This window comes from Pseudomonas sp. ASL4, assembly GCF_056680395.1.
Genome location: NZ_CM155280.1, coordinates 573317 through 594663, shown reverse-complemented (window position 1 = coordinate 594663; position 21347 = coordinate 573317). Strand labels below are relative to the sequence as shown.

The following is a 21347-nucleotide window of genomic DNA, read 5'->3' as shown; positions in this document are numbered from 1 at the left end:
GCAATCGTCACCGGTGAGATGGGCGCAAACGTGACGGCCGCCCCAGAAGGGCGGCCGTTTTACGTTGGATCAGGTGTTGTTGTGGTCGACTTTGATGGTTGGGTCACTGCCGGCAATCAACGAGTGAATGTTGGCGGTGGACCAGTTGTTGCCTTCCAGTTTGATCGTCACGTCCGGGGCCGCCGCCACAGCGTCTGTGGAGTTGAGCTTGCCCGCCGAGCTGACTTGCAGCGACGACACACCATCAACGGTGGTGATCTTCAGGAAGTTGTCGATGGTGCTACCGGTCTCGCCCTGCAGCAAATCACGCAGGTCGATGCGGTCGCCTTCGCCTGCATTGAAGTCCTTGATCACGTCGTTGCCGGTGTCGCCGGCCTTCCAGACGAAGGTGTCGGCACCCGCGCCGCCAATCAGGGTGTCGTTGCCCGGACCGCCGATCAGCGTGTCGTTACCGGTGCCGCCGAGCAGGATGTCATTGCCCTTGCCGCCATCGAGGACGTCGTCGCCACCCTGGCCGAAGAGAATGTCATTGCCTGCGCCGCCGAGCAGCGTGTCGTTGCCGTCATGGGCGCCGGACACGTCGAACGCGGTGTAGTGCTCGGTGATGAACTGGTGCACGTTGCTGGTGGTGACTTTGCTGACGTCCACGCCGGTTTGCTGGGCGACGAACGCCTGCATGGCCTGGTAGCCCTCGCCGGCGATGCCGGTGAAGCTCACCAGGTCGCCGAACAGGATGTCATTGCCGTCACCGCCGCTGACCGTGTCGGAACCTGGCAGCGTCGCTTCGGTGTGACCGATGATCGAGTTGGCCAGGTCTTTCGGGTCGATGTTGGTTTGCGGGTTATTGTCCGAGTCGTATGGTTTCAGGTCGCTGAGGCCCACACCGCTGTTGATGCCGATGGCGTCGACATGCGACAGACCGTTCAGTATCGCGAAGCTGCTGTTGGCGTTGTCGACGGTGGTCTGGCTGGTACTGTTGCCGCTGCCCGCCAGGTTCGACAACTCGTAGGTGCCGTCGCCCTGAGCGTGAACGGTGCCCAGGTTGGAGGTGCTCCAGCCCCATTTCGACGTGTACGTCTGCAACTGCGCCGCACCGTTGCTGCTGATGGTGAAGTAGTGCGTGCTGTCGATGTACGTGCTGAAGGTGTCGCCGGTCTTGTAGTTGCTGGTTTTCACCACATCGTCGAGCTTCACGCTGCCGTACAGCGTCGGGTTGGTCTGCTCGCCGCTCTGGTAGTAGGTCGGCTGGCCGTCAGTGATGAAGTACGTGAGGTTCTTCGCCCCAGTGTTAGCCACGGCATCAGCGCTCTGGAACCAGTTGGCCGTGGTTTTGAACACGTCCTCGTAGTTGGTACCGCCGCCGGACGACATCGAGTCCAGGACTGTCTTGAGGGTAGCCAGCGCATTCGGATCGTTCAGGTTGACCGACACCGACTTGTTGACCTGGGTATCGAAGTCTGCGAGGAAGATGTTCACGGTGCCCGAGTTGCCGCCCATGCTCTGCTTCAGGGTGTTGAACACCGACGTCAGCGAGTCCTTGGCCGCGCTGATCGACGCCGCGCTCATGCTGCCCGAACTGTCGACCATGAAGGCGATGTTGTAGTTGGTGCCCGGCACCACGGTCAGGCCGCCGATGTCGGCGATCATGATGTCGTTGCCGTCGGTGCCGGTGATGGTGTCACTGGCTGCCGTGGCGGTGATCGCGTTGTACGTCGCCGGGTAAACGGTAACCGGGATCTGCGCCGTGGTGATGGCAGAACCGCCCAGCGCCTCGGTGGAAGTCGAGGTAACGGTCAGGTTGAACTGGCCGTTGAAGTAGGTCGGCGGGGTGACGGTCAGCGTGCCGAGGTTCCAGCCGGTGACGTTGGCTTCGCCGGCGGTCGCAGTGGCGGTGAAGGTGTGACCGGCGCCATCGGTAAGGACCGAGCCTGCCGGGATACCGCTGATTTTCACGCTCAGGCTTTCGGAGCCGTCGGTGTCGGTCAGTGCAGTATTGATCGCGGACAGGTGAACGTTGGTGCCTTCGAAGCCTTCGTTGAGTTTGTAGCCGTCGTAGTAGCCTTCGCCATTGGTGCCGTGCAGGTCGGAAACCGTCACGCCAGCCGCCGCCAGATCCGCCACGCCGGTGTACAGCGGCACGCCGGCACTGCTCAGGTCGATGGCGGTGCCGCCATTGACCGACAGGTTGACGTCATAGCTGCCCGGGCCGTTCTGGTTGTGGTGGTAGATGTCCAGGGTGTAGTAGCCGCTGGTGGTCGGGGTGAACGAGCCGCTCAACTGACCGCCCGCGCCCCACGTGGTGGCCGCGACGTTTTTGCCGCCGACGGTCACCAACAGGCTGTCATCGCCGGTACCGGTGAAGGTGTAGGTTTTGCCGGCTTCGAGGTAGATCAGGCCGAAGGTTTTCGACGCCGTACCGGCGGCCACGCTGCCGTCGGACTGCACGTTAGTGACGTTGCCGATGGTGTTTGGCGTACCGGCGGCATCGATGACCGATTTGAGCGTGGCGGTCGGTGCGCCGCTGCCATCGGTACCGAGGCCCGACAGGCCGGTCCAGACTTCCTTGACCAGTCCGGTGGATTTGACGCTGTTGTCCGCAACGTTCAGGGACGGTGCATCGGCGACCGGGGTGATGTCGATTTTCACCGTGCCGGTGTTGCCCAGCAGTTGGCCGTCAGTTGGCTGGAACTTGATCTGCGCGTAGTCCGCCTGATTGTTGCCCAGGCCAGTGCCACCGTAGCCGTTAGTGCCGGATTCATTGGCATCCGGGGTGAAGTGCAGCTTGCCAGCGTCGATGTCAGCTTTGGTGACGGTCTGGTTGACGGTGACGTCGGTCCAGGTCGAGCCGTTCAGGTACTGCAACTTGCCGTCGCCCGGCAGGCCGGTGATTTTCACACCCAGGCTCGCGGCCGGACTGTCGACATCGCTGACGCCGAAGGTCGACCAGCCGAGGATCAGCGGGGTGTCTTCGGTGCCGGTGACGTTAACCGGTGCAGCCGTTGGCGCGTCGTTCACGGCCACCACGTTGACGGTGGTGGTCGCGACATTCGAGTAATTGCCGCCATCGGTCACGGTCACGGTGATGATCCGTGGCACGGTGCTTGGGTCGTGGCTGCTGTTAGTGAAGCTGATGTTCTTGATCTGCTGCATGTAATCAGCGAGCGTCGCGTTGCCCGACAGGGTCAGCGTGACAGTGCCATTGGTGCTGTTGGCATTAATGGTGATGCCATTGACGCTGTTGCCCAGGTTCAGCGCATCGCCGTCCTGACGGTTGGTCAGCACGATGGTGGCGCCGGTCAGCATGGTGCTGTCCGGGTCGGTGATTTTCAGGTCGGTGTCGGCAATCGACACACCCTGGCCAGTGGTGCCTTCGGTGAACGTCACCTTGTAATCGGCACCGGTGGCGCCGCTGGAGTTGTTGGCATCGAGGTCGATGACCGGCGGCGCATCGTTGTCGATGATCGTCGTGCTGACGCTGCCGTTGGTGGCGCTGACTGCCAGGCTCTCGAAGTTGCCGCCCGTAGCCGAGTCGATCTTGACCACGAAATTTTCAGTGTTTTCGGTGATCTTGTCGTCAAGGGTCGCCACGTTGAAGGTGGCGGTGCTGGCACCGGCCGGGATTTTCACGGTGTACACGCCGGTGAAGTCTGAACCGTCGGTGGCAGTGCCGCTGTAGACGATTTTCAGCGTCACGTCGGTTTGCGCCGGGTGCGTCAGGTTGACGGTGTAGCTGGCGGTCTGGCCTTCAGTCACCGAGGTGCTGCCGGTGATGCTGACTTCGGTTTTATCGATGGTATCGGTGACGTTGGTCACGGCAGGCGTGTTGCTGGTGGCCAGGTTCTCGAAGTTACCACCGGTGGCATTGGTGATCGAGGTGCTGACCTTGCCGGCGTCGATGTAAACGTCATCGGCCGGAGCCGCGACGGTGACGGAACCGGTAGTTTTGCCAGCGTCGATGGTGATCACCGAGCCGTTCGACAAGGTCACGGTTACCGGGGTGCCAGCCGCATTGGTCAGGGTTGCGGTGTAGGTGATCTGGCCACCTTCGGCCACCGAGTTGGTTGCGGTCAACGACAGGTTGGTGGTGTCGATGGTGTCAGTGACGTTAGTCGAAACCGGCGTCTTGTCGGCCACCAGGTTTTCGTAGTTACCGCCGCTCACGTTGCTGATCGAGTTAGTCAACGGCGCATGACCGTTGAGCGCGTCGTTCGGTGCAATCGCGGTGACGGTCCCGCTGGTTTTGCCGATGTCGATGGTGATGTTTTGGCCGTTGGCCAAGGTCACGATGACCGCGCTGCCAGTCACTGGTTGGCCGACGGTGGCGGTGTAGGTGACGGTGCCACCTTCAGCCGCGGATGGATCAGCCTTCAGGGTGACGGTCGAGGTGTCGATGGTGTCGGTGACGTTGGTCACGGCCGCAGCCGGATTGGTCGCCAGGTTCTCGAAGTTACCGCCAGTGGCACCTTTGATGGTGGCTTGAACGGTGCCGGCATCCTTGTACACGTCATCGGCTGGCGCTGGGACGGTCACGGTGCCGGTGGTTTTACCGGCGTCGATGGTGATCACCGAGCCGTTGCTCAGGGTGACGGTCACCGGGGTGCCGGCCGCGTTGGTCAGGGTTGCGGTGTAGGTGATCTGACCACCTTCGGCCACCGAGTTGGTTGCGGTCAACGACAGGTTGGTGGTGTCGATGGTGTCAGTGACGTTAGTCGAAACCGGCGTCTTGTCGGCGACCAGGTTTTCGTAGTTGCCGCCGCTTACACCAGTAATCGAGTTGGTCAGTGGGGTGTGACCATTGAGGGCATCGTTCGGTGCAACAGCGTTAACGGTGCCGCTGGTTTTGCCGATGTCGATAGTGATGGTCTGGCCGTTGGCCAACGATACGGTGACCGGCGAGCCGGTCACTGGCTGGCCAACCGTCGCGGTGTAAGTGACGGTGCCACCTTCAGCCGCGGATGGATCAGCCTTCAGAGTAACGGTCGAGGTGTCGATGGTGTCAGTGACGTTGGTCACGGCCGCAGCCGGATTGGTCGCCAGGTTCTCGAAGTTGCCACCGGTTGCTTTGGTGATCGTTGCCTGCACGGTGCCGGCGTCTTTGTACACGTCATCGGCTGGCGCTGGGACGGTCACGGTGCCGGTGGTTTTACCGGCATCGATGGTGATCACCGAGCCGTTGCTCAGGGTGACGGTTACCGGGGTGCCAGCCGCATTGGTCAGGGTGGCGGTGTAGGTGATCTGGCCACCTTCAGCGACGGTGTTGGTTGCGGTCAACGACAGGTTGGTGGTGTCGATGGTGTCAGTGACGTTAGTCGAAACCGGCGTCTTGTCGGCCACCAGGTTTTCGTAGTTACCGCCGCTCACGTTGCTGATCGAGTTAGTCAACGGCGCATGACCGTTGAGCGCGTCGTTCGGTGCAATCGCGGTGACGGTCCCGCTGGTTTTGCCGATGTCGATGGTGATGTTCTGGCCGTTGGCCAAGGTCACGATGACCGCGCTGCCAGTCACTGGTTGGCCGACCGACGCGGTGTAAGTGACGGTGCCACCTTCAGCTGCGGATGGATCAGCCTTCAGGGTGACGGTCGAGGTGTCGATGGTGTCGGTGACGTTGGTCACGGCCGCAGCCGGATTGGTCGCCAGGTTCTCGAAGTTACCGCCAGTGGCACCTTTGATGGTGGCTTGAACGGTGCCGGCATCCTTGTACACGTCATCGGCTGGGGCCGCGACGGTCACGGTGCCCGTGGTTTTACCGGCGTCGATGGTGATCACCGAGCCGTTGCTCAGCGTCACGGTCACCGGGGTGCCGGCCGCGTTGGTCAGGGTTGCGGTGTAGGTGATCTGGCCACCTTCAGCGACGGTGTTGGTTGCGGTCAACGACAGGTTGGTGGTGTCGATGGTGTCGGTCACAGTGGTGCTGACCGGGGTTTTGTCGGCGACCAGATTTTCGTAATTGCCGCCGCTGACGTTGCTGATCGAGTTGGTCAATGGCGCATGACCGTTGAGCGCGTCGTTCGGTGCAATCGCGGTGACGGTGCCAGTGGTTTTGCCGATGTCGATGGTGATGGTCTGGCCGTTGGCCAAGGTCACGATGACCGCGCTGCCAGTCACTGGTTGGCCGACGGTGGCGGTGTAGGTGACGGTGCCACCTTCAGCCGCGGATGGATCAGCCTTCAGGGTGACGGTCGAGGTGTCGATGGTGTCGGTGACGTTGGTCACGGCCGCAGCCGTGCTCGGTACGAGGCTTTCGAAATTGCCGCCGGTCGCGGTGGTAATTGTGGCGCTGACCTTGCCGGCGTCGAGGTAGACGTCGTCTTTTGGTGCATCGACCGTTACGGTTCCCGTGGTTTTGCCAGCATCGATGGTGATCACCGAGCCATTCGACAAGGTCACGGTTACCGGCGTGCCGGCCGCGTTAGTCAGGGTTGCGGTGTAAACGATCTGACCACCTTCGGCCACCGAGTTGGTTGCGGTCAACGACAGGTTGGTGGTGTCGATGGTGTCGGTCACCGTGGTGCTGACCGGGGTTTTGTCGGCCACCAGGTTTTCGTAGTTACCACCGCTCACGTTGGTGATCGAGTTGGTCAGTGGCGCATGACCATTCAACGCGTCGTTTGGCGCGATGGCGGTCACGGTGCCGCTGGTTTTGCCGATGTCGATGGTGATGGTCTGGCCGTTGGCCAAGGTTACGGTGACTGGCGAACCTGTCACTGGCTGACCGACCGTCGCGGTGTAAGTGACGGTGCCACCTTCAGTCGCGGATGGATCAGCCTTCAGGGTGACGGTCGAGGTGTCGATGGTGTCGGTGACGTTGGTCACGGCCGCAGCCGTGCTCGGTACGAGGCTTTCGAAATTGCCGCCGGTCGCGGTGGTAATTGTGGCGCTGACCTTGCCGGCGTCGAGGTAGACGTCGTCTTTTGGTGCATCGACCGTTACGGTTCCCGTGGTTTTGCCAGCATCGATGGTGATCACCGAGCCATTCGACAAGGTCACGGTTACCGGCGTGCCGGCCGCGTTAGTCAGGGTTGCGGTGTAAACGATCTGACCACCTTCGGCCACCGAGTTGGTTGCGGTCAACGACAGGTTGGTGGTGTCGATGGTGTCGGTCACCGTGGTGCTGACCGGGGTTTTGTCGGCCACCAGGTTTTCGTAGTTACCACCGCTCACGTTGGTGATCGAGTTGGTCAGTGGCGCATGACCATTCAACGCGTCGTTTGGCGCGATGGCGGTCACGGTGCCGCTGGTTTTGCCGATGTCGATGGTGATGGTCTGGCCGTTGGCCAAGGTTACGGTGACTGGCGAACCTGTCACTGGCTGACCGACCGTCGCGGTGTAAGTGACGGTGCCACCTTCAGTCGCGGATGGATCAGCCTTCAGAGTAACGGTCGAGGTGTCGATGGTGTCAGTGACGTTGGTCACGGCCGCAGCCGTGCTCGGTACGAGGCTTTCGAAATTGCCGCCGGTCGCGGTGGTAATTGTGGCGCTGACCTTGCCGGCGTCGAGGTAGACGTCGTCTTTTGGTGCATCGACCGTTACGGTTCCCGTGGTTTTGCCAGCATCGATGGTGATCACCGAGCCATTCGACAAGGTCACGGTTACCGGCGTGCCGGCCGCATTAGTCAGTGTCGCGGTGTAAACGATCTGACCACCTTCGGCCACCGAGTTGGTTGCGGTCAACGACAGGTTGGTGGTGTCGATGGTGTCAGTGACGTTAGTCGAAACCGGCGTTTTGTCGGCGACCAGGTTTTCGTAGTTACCGCCGCTCACGTTGCTGATCGAGTTAGTCAACGGCGCATGACCGTTGAGCGCGTCGTTCGGTGCAATCGCGGTGACGGTCCCGCTGGTTTTGCCGATGTCGATGGTGATGTTCTGGCCGTTGGCCAAGGTCACGATGACCGCGCTGCCAGTCACTGGTTGGCCGACCGACGCGGTGTAAGTGACGGTGCCACCTTCAGCTGCGGATGGATCAGCCTTCAGGGTGACGGTCGAGGTGTCGATGGTGTCGGTGACGTTGGTCACGGCCGCAGCCGGATTGGTCGCCAGGTTCTCGAAGTTACCGCCAGTGGCACCTTTGATGGTGGCTTGAACGGTGCCGGCATCCTTGTACACGTCATCGGCTGGGGCCGCGACGGTCACGGTGCCCGTGGTTTTACCGGCGTCGATGGTGATCACCGAGCCGTTGCTCAGCGTCACGGTCACCGGGGTGCCGGCCGCGTTGGTCAGGGTTGCGGTGTAGGTGATCTGGCCACCTTCAGCGACGGTGTTGGTTGCGGTCAACGACAGGTTGGTGGTGTCGATGGTGTCAGTGACGTTAGTCGAAACCGGCGTTTTGTCGGCGACCAGGTTTTCGTAGTTACCACCGCTCACGTTGGTGATCGAGTTAGTCAGCGGCGCATGACCGTTCAACGCGTCGTTAGGCGCAATGGCGGTGACGGTGCCCGTGGTTTTGCCGATGTCGATGGTGATGGTCTGGCCGTTGGCCAAGGTCACGGTCACTGGCGAACCTGTCACAGGCTGGCCGACGGTGGCGGTGTAAGTGACGGTGCCACCTTCTGCCGCCGATGGATCAGCCTTCAAGGTAACGGTCGAGGTGTCGATGGTATCGGTGACGTTGGTCACGGCCGCAGCCGTGCTCGGTACGAGGCTTTCGAAATTGCCGCCGGTCGCGGTGGTAATTGTGGCGCTGACCTTGCCGGCGTCGAGGTAGACGTCGTCTTTTGGTGCATCGACCGTTACGGTTCCCGTGGTTTTGCCAGTATCGATGGTGATCACCGAGCCATTCGACAAGGTCACGGTTACCGGCGTGCCGGCCGCATTAGTCAGTGTCGCGGTGTAAACGATCTGACCACCTTCGGCCACCGAGTTGGTTGCGGTCAACGACAGGTTGGTGGTGTCGATGGTGTCAGTGACGTTAGTCGAAACCGGCGTTTTGTCGGCGACCAGGTTTTCGTAGTTGCCGCCGCTTACACCCGTAATCGAGTTAGTCAACGGCGCATGACCATTCAACGCGTCGTTAGGCGCGATGGCGGTCACGGTGCCGGTGGTTTTGCCGATGTCGATCGTGATGGTCTGGCCGTTGGCCAAGGTCACGGTAACCGGGCTGCCAGTCACTGGCTGACCGACCGTCGCGGTGTAAGTGACGGTGCCACCTTCAGTCGCGGATGGATCAGCCTTCAGAGTAACGGTCGAGGTGTCGATGGTGTCAGTGACGTTGGTCACGGCCGCAGCCGTGCTCGGTACGAGGCTTTCGAAATTGCCGCCGGTCGCGGTGGTAATTGTGGCGCTGACCTTGCCGGCGTCGAGGTAGACGTCGTCTTTTGGTGCATCGACCGTTACGGTTCCCGTGGTTTTGCCAGCATCGATGGTGATCACCGAGCCATTCGACAAGGTCACGGTTACCGGCGTGCCGGCCGCATTAGTCAGTGTCGCGGTGTAAACGATCTGACCACCTTCGGCCACCGAGTTGGTTGCGGTCAACGACAGGTTGGTGGTGTCGATGGTGTCAGTGACGTTAGTCGAAACCGGCGTTTTGTCGGCGACCAGGTTTTCGTAGTTGCCGCCGCTTACACCAGTAATCGAGTTGGTCAGTGGCGCATGACCGTTGAGCGCGTCGTTCGGTGCAATCGCGGTGACGGTGCCCGTGGTTTTACCGATATCGATGGTGATGTTTTGGCCGTTGGCCAAGGTCACGGTAACCGGGCTGCCAGTCACTGGCTGACCGACGGTGGCGGTGTAAGTGACGGTGCCACCTTCAGTCGCGGATGGATCAGCCTTCAGAGTAACGGTCGAGGTGTCGATGGTGTCAGTGACGTTGGTCACGGCCGCAGCCGTGCTCGGTACGAGGCTTTCGAAATTGCCGCCGGTCGCGGTGGTAATTGTGGCGCTGACCTTGCCGGCGTCGAGGTAGACGTCGTCTTTTGGTGCATCGACCGTTACGGTTCCCGTGGTTTTGCCAGTATCGATGGTGATCACCGAGCCATTCGACAAGGTCACGGTTACCGGCGTGCCGGCCGCATTAGTCAGTGTCGCGGTGTAAACGATCTGACCACCTTCGGCCACCGAGTTGGTTGCGGTCAACGACAGGTTGGTGGTGTCGATGGTGTCAGTGACGTTAGTCGAAACCGGCGTTTTGTCGGCGACCAGGTTTTCGTAGTTGCCGCCGCTTACACCCGTAATCGAGTTAGTCAACGGCGCATGACCATTCAACGCGTCGTTAGGCGCGATGGCGGTCACGGTGCCGGTGGTTTTGCCGATGTCGATCGTGATGGTCTGGCCGTTGGCCAAGGTCACGGTAACCGGGCTGCCAGTCACTGGCTGACCGACCGTCGCGGTGTAAGTGACGGTGCCACCTTCAGTCGCGGATGGATCAGCCTTCAGAGTAACGGTCGAGGTGTCGATGGTGTCAGTGACGTTGGTCACGGCCGCAGCCGTGCTCGGTACGAGGCTTTCGAAATTGCCGCCGGTCGCGGTGGTAATTGTGGCGCTGACCTTGCCGGCGTCGAGGTAGACGTCGTCTTTTGGTGCATCGACCGTTACGGTTCCCGTGGTTTTGCCAGCATCGATGGTGATCACCGAGCCATTCGACAAGGTCACGGTTACCGGCGTGCCGGCCGCATTAGTCAGTGTCGCGGTGTAAACGATCTGACCACCTTCGGCCACCGAGTTGGTTGCGGTCAACGACAGGTTGGTGGTGTCGATGGTGTCAGTGACGTTAGTCGAAACCGGCGTTTTGTCGGCGACCAGGTTTTCGTAGTTACCACCGCTCACGTTGGTGATCGAGTTAGTCAGCGGCGCATGACCGTTCAACGCGTCGTTAGGCGCAATGGCGGTCACGGTGCCAGTGGTTTTGCCGATGTCGATCGTGATGGTCTGGCCGTTGGCCAACGATACGGTGACCGGCGAGCCAGTCACTGGCTGGCCGACGGTGGCGGTGTAAGTGACGGTGCCACCTTCAGCCGCCGATGGATCAGCCTTCAAGGTAACGGTCGAGGTGTCGATGGTGTCGGTGACGTTGGTCACGGCCGCAGCCGGATTGGTCACCAGGTTCTCAAAGTTACCGCCAGCGGCATCTTTAACAGTGACTTCAACTTTGCCGGCGTCTTTATAGACGTCATCGGCTGGCGCTGGGACGGTCACGGTGCCCGTGGTTTTACCGGCATCGATGGTGATCACCGAGCCGTTCGACAAGGTCACGGTTACCGGGGTGCCAGCCGCATTGGTCAGGGTGGCGGTGTAAATGATCGAACCGCCTTCAGCTACGGTATCAGTCGCGCTCAGGCTGAGGGTTGTGGTGTCTACGGTGTCAGTGACCGTGGTCGAAACCGGTGTCTTGTCAGCGACCAGGTTTTCGTAGTTACCGCCGCTTACACCCGTAATCGAGTTAGTCAACGGCGCATGACCATTCAACGCGTCGTTAGGCGCGATGGCGGTCACGGTGCCGGTGGTTTTGCCGATGTCGATCGTGATGGTCTGGCCGTTGGCCAAGGTCACGATGACCGCGCTGCCAGTCACTGGCTGGCCAACCGTCGCGGTGTAAGTGACGGTGCCACCTTCAGCCGCGGATGGATCAGCCTTCAAGGTAACGGTCGAGGTGTCGATGGTGTCGGTGACGTTGGTCACGGCCGCAGCCGTGCTCGGTACGAGGCTTTCGAAATTGCCGCCGGTCGCGGTGGTAATTGTGGCGCTGACCTTGCCGGCGTCGAGGTAGACGTCGTCTTTTGGTGCATCGACCGTTACGGTTCCCGTGGTTTTGCCAGCATCGATGGTGATCACCGAGCCATTCGACAAGGTCACGGTTACCGGCGTGCCGGCCGCATTAGTCAGTGTCGCGGTGTAAACGATCTGACCACCTTCGGCCACCGAGTTGGTTGCGGTCAACGACAGGTTGGTGGTGTCGATGGTGTCAGTGACGTTAGTCGAAACCGGCGTTTTGTCGGCCACCAGGTTTTCGTAATTGCCGCCGCTCACGTTGGTGATCGAGTTGGTCAGTGGCGCATGACCGTTGAGGGCATCGTTCGGTGCAACAGCGTTAACGGTGCCGCTGGTTTTACCGATGTCGATTGTGATGGTCTGGCCGTTGGCCAAGGTTACGGTGACTGGCGAGCCAGTCACTGGCTGGCCGACGGTGGCGGTGTAAGTGACGGTGCCACCTTCTGCCGCGGATGGATCAGCCTTCAAGGTAACGGTCGAGGTGTCGATGGTGTCGGTGACGTTGGTCACGGCCGCAGCCGGATTGGTCACCAGGTTCTCAAAGTTACCGCCAGCGGCATCTTTAACAGTGACTTCAACTTTGCCGGCGTCTTTATAGACGTCATCGGCTGGCGCTGGGACGGTCACGGTGCCCGTGGTTTTACCGGCATCGATGGTGATCACCGAGCCGTTCGACAAGGTCACGGTTACCGGGGTGCCAGCCGCATTGGTCAGGGTGGCGGTGTAAATGATCGAACCGCCTTCAGCTACGGTATCAGTCGCGCTCAGGCTGAGGGTTGTGGTGTCTACGGTGTCAGTGACCGTGGTCGAAACCGGTGTCTTGTCAGCGACCAGGTTTTCGTAGTTACCGCCGCTTACACCCGTAATCGAGTTAGTCAACGGCGCATGACCATTCAACGCGTCGTTAGGCGCGATGGCGGTCACGGTGCCGGTGGTTTTGCCGATGTCGATCGTGATGGTCTGGCCGTTGGCCAAGGTCACGATGACCGCGCTGCCAGTCACTGGCTGGCCAACCGTCGCGGTGTAAGTGACGGTGCCACCTTCAGCCGCGGATGGATCAGCCTTCAAGGTAACGGTCGAGGTGTCGATGGTGTCGGTGACGTTGGTCACGGCCGCAGCCGTGCTCGGTACGAGGCTTTCGAAATTGCCGCCGGTCGCGGTGGTAATTGTGGCGCTGACCTTGCCGGCGTCGAGGTAGACGTCGTCTTTTGGTGCATCGACCGTTACGGTTCCCGTGGTTTTACCGGCGTCGATGGTGATCACCGAGCCGTTCGACAAGGTCACGGTTACCGGGGTGCCAGCGGCGTTGGTCAAGGTAGCGGTGTAAACAATCGAACCGCCTTCAGCTACGGTATCAGTCGCGCTCAGGCTCAGCGTGGTGGTATCAACCGTGTCGGTCACAGTGGTGCTGACCGGGGTTTTGTCGGCCACCAGGTTTTCGTAGTTACCGCCGCTAACGTCGGTGATCGAGTTAGTCAGTGGCGCATGACCGTTCAACGCGTCGTTCGGTGCAACGGCTGTGACGGTCCCGCTGGTTTTGCCGATGTCGATGGTGATGTTTTGGCCGTTGGCCAAGGTCACGATGACCGCGCTGCCAGTCACTGGTTGGCCGACGGTGGCGGTGTAAGTGACGGTGCCACCTTCAGCCGCCGATGGATCAGCCTTCAAGGTAACGGTCGAGGTGTCGATGGTGTCAGTGACGTTGGTCACGGCCGCAGCCGGATTGGTCACCAGGTTCTCGAAGTTACCGCCAGCCGCGTCTTTGACAGTGACTTCAACTTTGCCAGCATCTTTGTAAACGTCATCGGCCGGAGCTGCGACGGTGACGGAACCGGTAGTTTTGCCAGCGTCGATGGTGATCACCGAGCCATTGCTCAAGGTGACGGTCACGGGTGTGCCGGCCGCGTTGGACAGGGTGGCGGTGTAGGTGATCTGGCCACCTTCAGCGACCGAGTCTGTCGCGCCAAGGCTCAGCGTGGTGGTATCAACGGTGTCAGTGACCGTAGTCGAAACCGGCGTTTTGTCGGCGACCAGGTTTTCGTAGTTGCCGCCGCTTACACCAGTAATCGAGTTGGTCAGTGGCGCGTGACCGTTGAGCGCGTCGTTCGGTGCAATCGCGGTGACGGTCCCGCTGGTTTTGCCGATGTCGATGGTGATGTTTTGGCCGTTGGCCAAGGTCACGATGACCGCGCTGCCAGTCACTGGTTGGCCGACGGTGGCGGTGTAAGTGACGGTGCCACCTTCAGCTGCGGATGGATCAGCCTTCAGCGTAACGGTCGAGGTGTCGATGGTATCGGTGACGTTGGTCACGGCCGCAGCCGGATTGGTCACCAGGTTCTCAAAGTTACCGCCAGCGGCATCTTTAACGGTGACTTCAACTTTGCCGGCGTCTTTATAAACGTCATCGGCCGGGGCTGCGACGGTGACGGTGCCCGTGGTTTTGCCGGCGTCGATGGTGATCACCGAGCCATTGCTCAAGGTGACAGTCACGGGTGTGCCGGCAGCATTGGTCAGTGTCGCGGTGTAAACAATCGAACCGCCTTCAGCTACGGTATCAGTCGCGCTCAGGCTGAGGGTCGTGGTGTCTACGGTATCAGTGACGTTAGTCGAAACCGGGGTTTTGTCGGCCACCAGGTTTTCGTAGTTACCGCCGCTGACGTTGCTGATCGAGTTAGTCAGTGGCGCATGACCGTTGAGCGCGTCGTTCGGTGCAACGGCGGTGACGGTGCCAGTGGTTTTACCGATGTCGATGGTGATGGTCTGGCCGTTGGCCAAGGTTACGGTGACTGGCGAGCCAGTCACTGGCTGGCCGACGGTGGCGGTGTAAGTGACGGTGCCACCTTCAGCTGCGGATGGATCAGCCTTCAAGGTGACGGTCGAGGTGTCGATGGTGTCGGTGACGTTGGTCACGGCCGCAGCCGGATTGGTCACCAGGTTCTCGAAGTTACCGCCAGCGGCATCTTTGACAGTGACTTCAACTTTGCCGGCGTCTTTATACACGTCATCGGCCGGGGCTGCGACGGTGACGGTGCCGGTGGTTTTACCCGCATCGATGGTGATCACCGAGCCGTTCGACAAGGTCACGGTTACCGGGGTGCCGGCCGCGTTAGTCAGTGTCGCGGTGTAAACAATCGAACCGCCTTCAGCCACGGTATCAGTCGCGGTCAGGCTGAGGGTCGTGGTGTCTACGGTGTCAGTGACGTTAGTCGAAACCGGGGTTTTGTCGGCCACCAGGTTTTCGTAGTTGCCACCGCTCACGTTGGTGATCGAGTTGGTCAGTGGCGCATGGCCATTCAATGCGTCGTTAGGCGCGATGGCGGTCACGGTGCCAGTGGTTTTACCGATGTCGATGGTGATGGTCTGGCCGTTGGCCAAGGTTACGGTGACTGGCGAACCTGTCACTGGCTGACCGACCGTCGCGGTGTAAGTGACGGTGCCACCTTCAGCCGCGGATGGATCAGCCTTCAGCGTAACGGTCGAGGTGTCGATGGTATCGGTGACGTTGGTCACGGCCGCAGCCGGATTGGTCACCAGATTCTCAAAGTTACCGCCAGCGGCATCTTTAACAGTGACTTCAACTTTGCCAGCATCCTTGTAAACGTCATCGGCCGGGGCTGCGACGGTGACGGTTCCCGTGGTTTTGCCCGCATCAATGGTTATAACAGCGCCGTTGCTCAGTGTGACGGTCACGGGCGTGCCGGCCGCATTGGTCAGGGTGGCGGTGTAGGTGATCTGGCCACCCTCGGCGACCGAGTCAGTCGCGCTCAGGCTGAGGGTTGTGGTGTCTACGGTGTCAGTGACGTTAGTCGAAACCGGGGTTTTGTCGGCGACCAGGTTTTCGTAGTTGCCACCGCTCACGTTGCTGATCGAGTTGGTCAGTGGCGCATGGCCATTCAATGCGTCGTTAGGCGCGATGGCGGTCACGGTGCCAGTGGTTTTACCGATGTCGATGGTGATGGTCTGGCCGTTGGCCAAGGTTACGGTGACTGGCGAACCTGTCACTGGCTGACCGACCGTCGCGGTGTAAGTGACGGTGCCACCTTCAGCCGCGGATGGATCAGCCTTCAGAGTCACGGTCGAGGTGTCGATGGTGTCAGTGACGTTGGTCACGGCCGCAGCTGGATTGGTCACCAGATTCTCAAAGTTACCGCCAGCGGCATCTTTAACAGTGACTTCAACTTTGCCAGCATCCTTGTAAACGTCATCGGCCGGGGCTGCGACGGTGACGGTTCCCGTGGTTTTGCCCGCATCAATGGTTATAACAGCGCCGTTGCTCAGTGTGACGGTCACTGGCGTGCCGGCCGCATTGGTCAGGGTGGCGGTGTAGGTGATCTGGCCACCCTCGGCGACCGAGTCAGTCGCGCTCAGGCTGAGGGTTGTGGTGTCTACGGTGTCAGTGACGTTAGTCGAAACCGGGGTTTTGTCGGCGACCAGGTTTTCGTAGTTGCCACCGCTCACGTTGGTGATCGAGTTGGTCAGTGGCGCATGGCCATTCAATGCGTCGTTAGGCGCGATGGCGGTCACGGTGCCAGTGGTTTTACCGATGTCGATGGTGATGGTCTGGCCGTTGGCCAAGGTTACGGTGACTGGCGAACCTGTCACTGGCTGACCGACCGTCGCGGTGTAAGTGACGGTGCCACCTTCAGCCGCGGATGGATCAGCCTTCAGAGTCACGGTCGAGGTGTCGATGGTGTCAGTGACGTTGGTCACGGCCGCAGCTGGATTGGTCACCAGATTCTCAAAGTTGCCGCCAGCGGCATCTTTAACGGTGACTTCAACTTTGCCGGCGTCTTTATAAACGTCATCGGCCGGAGCTGCGACGGTGACGGTGCCGGTGGTTTTACCCGCATCGATGGTGATCACCGAGCCGTTCGACAAGGTCACGGTTACCGGGGTGCCAGCGGCATTGGTCAGGGTGGCGGTGTAAACAATCGAACCACCTTCAGCCACGGTATCAGTCGCGCTCAGGCTCAGGCCCGTGGTGTCTTTCGAGTCGGTGATGGTAGTCAGCGCCGGCTCGGTGCTCGGGGTCAGTTGCTCGAAATTACCGCCGGCAGTGCCAGTGATCGTAGTGCTGACGGTGCTGCCATTGTTGTAGACGTCGTTCGGCGGGGTATCGACGGTGACGCTGCCGGTGGTTTTGCCCGCTTCGATGGTAATGACCGAGCCATTGCTCAAGGTCACGGTCATCGGCGTGCCGGCCGGGTTGGTCAGGGTTGCGGTGTAAACAATCTGGCCGCCTTCGACAACAGTGCCGGTCGCGGTGAGGCTCAGGCCGGTGTTGTCGATCGAGTCGGTGATGGTCGTCACGGCCGGAGCCGGGTTCGGGGTCAACTGTTCGAAGTTGCCGCCAGTAGTGCCGGTAATCGTGGTGTTGACGGTACTGCCGTTCTGATAGACGTCATTGGCCGGGGTGTCGACGTGCACTGAGCCAGTGGTTTTACCGGCTTCAATAGTGATGGTCGAACCGTTGGACAGCGTGACAGTAACTGGCGTTTGCGCCGCGTTGGTCAAGGTGGCGGTATAGGTGATCTGGCCGCCTTCGGTGACAGTCGAATCCGCTGTCAGCGTAACAGTGGTGGTGTCGATCGAATCCGTGATGGTCGTGACCGCTGGTGCTGGATTCGGTACCAGGTTCTCGAAATTGCCGCCGGTGGTCCCGGTAATTGTGGTGCTGACAGTGCTGCCGTTCTGATAGACGTCATTGGCCGGGGTATCGACGTGCACCGAGCCAGTGGTTTTACCGGCTTCAATAGTGATGGTCGAACCGTTGGACAGCGTCACGGTAACGGGCGTTTGCGCCGCGTTGGTCAAGGTAGCGGTGTAAGTGATCTGGCCGCCCTCGGTGACAGAGCCGCTGGCTGTCAGTGTCAGGCCGGTGTTGTCCACCGAATCAGTGATGGTCGTCACGGCTGGAGCCGGGTTCGGGGTCAACTGTTCGAAGTTGCCGCCCGTTACGCCGGTGATCGTCGTGGTGACGGTACTGCCGTTGTTGTAGACATCGTTTGCCGGGGTATCGACGTGCACCGAGCCAGTGGTTTTACCGGCTTCAATAGTGATGGTCGAACCGTTGGACAGCGTCACGGTCACTGGCGTTTGCGCCGCGTTGGTCAAGGTAGCGGTGTAAGTGATCTGGCCGCCCTCGGTGACAGAGCCGCTGGCTGTCAGTGTCAGGCCGGTGTTGTCCACCGAATCAGTGATGGTCGTCACGGCTGGAGCCGGGTTCGGGGTCAGCTGTTCGAAGTTGCCGCCCGTTGCGCCGGTGATTGTGGTGCTAACGGTGCTGCCGTTCTGATAGACATCATTGGCCGGGGTATCGACGTGCACCGAGCCGGTGGTTTTACCGGCTTCAATGGTAATGGTCGAGCCGTTGGACAGGGTCACGGTCACTGGCGTCTGAGCCGGGTTGGTCAGGGTCGCGGTGTAGGTGATCTGGCCGCCTTCGGTAACACTGCCAGTCGCCGTCAGGGTAAGCCCGGTGTTGTCGACAGAGTCGGTAATGGTCGTGACCGCCGGGGCCGGGTTCGGCGCCAGGTTCTCGAAATTGCCGCCCGTAGTGCCGGTGATCGTGGTGCTGACGGTGCTGCCGTTGTTGTAGACGTCATTGGCTGGCGTCGGAACGTTCACAGTGCCAGTGGTTTTGCCGGCGTCGATGGTGATGGTCGAGCCGTTGGACAGCGTCACCGTGACTGGCGTCTGAGCCGGATTGGTCAGGGTCGCGGTGTAAGTGATCTGGCCGCCTTCAGTGACCGTCGAGCCCGCTGTCAGCGTGACGGTAGTGGTGTCGATCGAATCGGTAATGGTTGTGACCGCTGGCGTCGGATTTGGGGCCAGGTTCTCAAAATTGCCGCCTGTTGCGCCGGTGATCGTGGTGGTGACGGTGCTGCCATTGTTATAGACGTCATTGGCTGGCGTCGGAACGTTCACAGTGCCAGTGGTTTTGCCGGCGTCGATGGTGATGGTCGAACCGTTGGACAGGGTCACGGTAACCGGGGTCTGAGCCGGATTGGTCAGTGTTGCGGTGTAGGTGATTTGCCCGCCTTCAGTGACGGTGCCGCCCGCCGTCAAGGTGACGGTAGTGGTGTCGATAGTGTCGGTGACCTGAGTCACGGCCGGCACGGTCGGCGGGGTGACGAGGATGCCGGCACCACCGGTGGTGCCAGTGACCGTAACGTTGATCTGAGTCGCGTCGTTATAGACGGTGTCGTGTGGTGCCAGTGTCACGTTGACGGTGCCGGTGGTCTGGCCGGCCTGAATCACGATCACCGAGCCGTTGGACAGGGAGATGGTCAGGTCGCTGGTCGGTGCCTGGGTCAGGGTTGCGGTGTAAACCAGTACGCCGCCGGCTTCGGTGATAGTCGGCGTGGCGCTGAGGCTCAGGGTCGAGGCGTTAACGACGGTGGCGTTGTTGGTGGTCTGGGCACCGACGAAGTTTTGTGTGGCCAGCGCGGTAGAGCCGATGCCCGCGGTCGGGAAACCAATGGTCGGGTCTACCCGGCCAGCGGTTGCATCCAATACCACGAAACTGTGACCGCCACCGGCCGCACCACCCGTGCCCGCTGCTGCCGGACCGGCTGCGGCCGCTTCAAATGCAGTCGTCGGGTCGGCGCCGGCAGCGATGGCTTGCTGCAGTTCTTCAACCGATGGCGCGGCTTGTGCAGTGGCTTCTGCCAAGTTGGTGGTGGAGTCCGGATCGGTGCCACTCCACTGAGTGTCGCGGCCCAGGTCCAGGGTGCGGCCATCGGCCAATTCGAGCGTGACGGCGCCAGCGGCACCGGTGTCTACCTGATCGCCGACAAACAGCCGGTCGCCTTCAATGAGTACGCGGCGGACGCCCTCTGGGGACACCGCGAAAACCTGACCAACAATGCTTTTGACGATGGCAACAACACTGCTCATTGAAGACTCTCCGGGTGTCACGTTCAGTTGACTTCCATGGACCTGATGGCGAACTTGCCAAAGCAGTCTGGACGTACTTTTTTGAAAATTAACGCACAAGATTGACGCTACGATCCGTCAATAATTTGGCTATATTCTTTCGTTATTAACTTTATGCCAAACTATTGACCTTATGGGTGCCATCCTAAACAATCGCCCCAGTAATGTCACATTGATATTTAACGCGGCGACCTGTCCTACAGCGTGTGATCCAGTTCCTGTTTTGAACTTTCCGACATACGGTCATTCCGGTTGCCATCATCCGACGCAGCGCTACTATTTGCTGTGATTCAAGACAAGAAGTCCTGGGATATTTCCAACATGCGTTCATACCTGTTCAAGGCCTTACCCTTCGCCCTTGCCGCCAGTTTTGCCCAAGCCCAATCCTTGCCGGAAGCCATGCAACAGGCGCTGGATGTCCATCCGGAAATCCAGGCAGCGGTTAACAGTCGATTGGCCGCGGATTATCAGTTAAAGGCTGCAAAAGGTGGATACCTGCCACGGGTCGATCTGCTGGGCGGTTATGGTCGCGAAGGCTCTGACAACGCCACTACCCGTGCCGACACCGGTAGCAGTCGCTGGGAAACCCTGAACCGCGGGGAATCGAGCGTGCGTCTGTCGCAAATGGTTTTTGACGGTTTTGCGACGTCCAGCGAAGTAGGGCGCCAACAAGCCACCGTTAACTCCCGCGCCTATTCGTTGCTGGGAACGTCCGAACGCACCGCGCTGACCGTCGCTCAGGTCTATCTAGACGTACTGACTCGCCGCGAATTCGTGCGCCTGGCCGACGAAAACCTGAAAAGCCACGAACGGATTTTCGACCAGATCAAACTGCGCACCTCCCGCGGAGTGGGCAGCGGCGCTGACCTTGACCAGGCAGAAGCGCGTATGGCCCAGGCCCGCAACAACCTGATCACCGAACAAACGAACCTGGCGGACTCCGAGACCAACTACCTCAGCGCCGTCGGCCAGCTGCCCGATCAACTGGAGCGCCCGGCACCGTTCATGGCGCTGTTGCCAGCCAACCTGAATGAAGCCCGCCAGCAGATGCTGGATAACAGCCCGGTCCTGCGTTCCGCCGAATCCGACATTGCCGCTGCCGAAAAGCAATACGAAACCGCCAAGTCGACGTTCTACCCACGTTTCGATGCTGAGTTGGGCCGTACTGCCGACAACAACCTCGACGGACAGCCCGGTTCCAGCAACGAATGGCAAGCCATGCTGCGCATGCGCTTCAACCTGTACTCCGGCGGCAGCAACAAGGCTGACCTGGAATCCAAGTCCTACCTGTCCAACCAGGCGCTGGATATCCGCAACAACGCCTTGCGCGTGTTGAACGAAGAGTTGGGCCTGGCCTGGAACGCCCTGAACAATGCGAACGCTCAGGTGCCGATCGCCCAGCAATACGTCGATCACAGCACCGCCGTGCGTGTCGCGTACCAGAAGCAATTCAGCCTGGGTCAGCGCACCTTGCTCGACTTGCTCGACAGTGAAAACGAACTGTTCACCGCTTCCCGTCGCTTGGCTGATATCAAAAACATTCAGTTATTTACTCAGTACCGAATCAAGGCGACCATGGGCGAGTTGCTCAAGAGCCAGGGAGTGGTCGCACCGTTGGCATCCGTCGTGCAGAACGACGTGAAGCCAAAGGTCCAACTGCCCGGTATGAATTGAGCAGAACCTTCATTGTTCAATTGTTAGCCAAG

At 60.3% G+C, this 21347-nt stretch carries 2 protein-coding genes; one reads left to right on the top strand and one right to left on the bottom strand.

What is annotated here, in order from left to right; all coding sequences use genetic code 11:
• Positions 1–69 precede the first annotated feature (69 nt).
• Complete coding sequence (locus AC1MEW_RS02530) at positions 70–19602, bottom strand: immunoglobulin-like domain-containing protein (RefSeq protein WP_480425339.1); 19533 nt, start codon at positions 19600–19602, stop codon at positions 70–72.
• A 360-nt stretch (positions 19603–19962) separates the two neighbouring features.
• On the opposite strand from AC1MEW_RS02530, the gene AC1MEW_RS02525 reads away from it, so the two are divergent.
• Positions 19963–21315 (top strand): TolC family outer membrane protein, encoded by a 1353-nt coding sequence (locus tag AC1MEW_RS02525; protein WP_322270117.1) that lies wholly within the window; start codon positions 19963–19965, stop codon positions 21313–21315.
• Positions 21316–21347: the final 32 nt, after the last annotated feature.

Excerpts from the sequence above, each read along its gene's own strand:
- AC1MEW_RS02530 (WP_480425339.1), bottom strand. The coding sequence starts at position 19,602 with ATGAGCAGTGTTGTTGCCATCGTCAAAAGCATTGTTGGTCAGGTTTTC.
- AC1MEW_RS02525 (WP_322270117.1), top strand. The coding sequence starts at position 19,963 with ATGCGTTCATACCTGTTCAAGGCCTTACCCTTCGCCCTTGCCGCCAGT.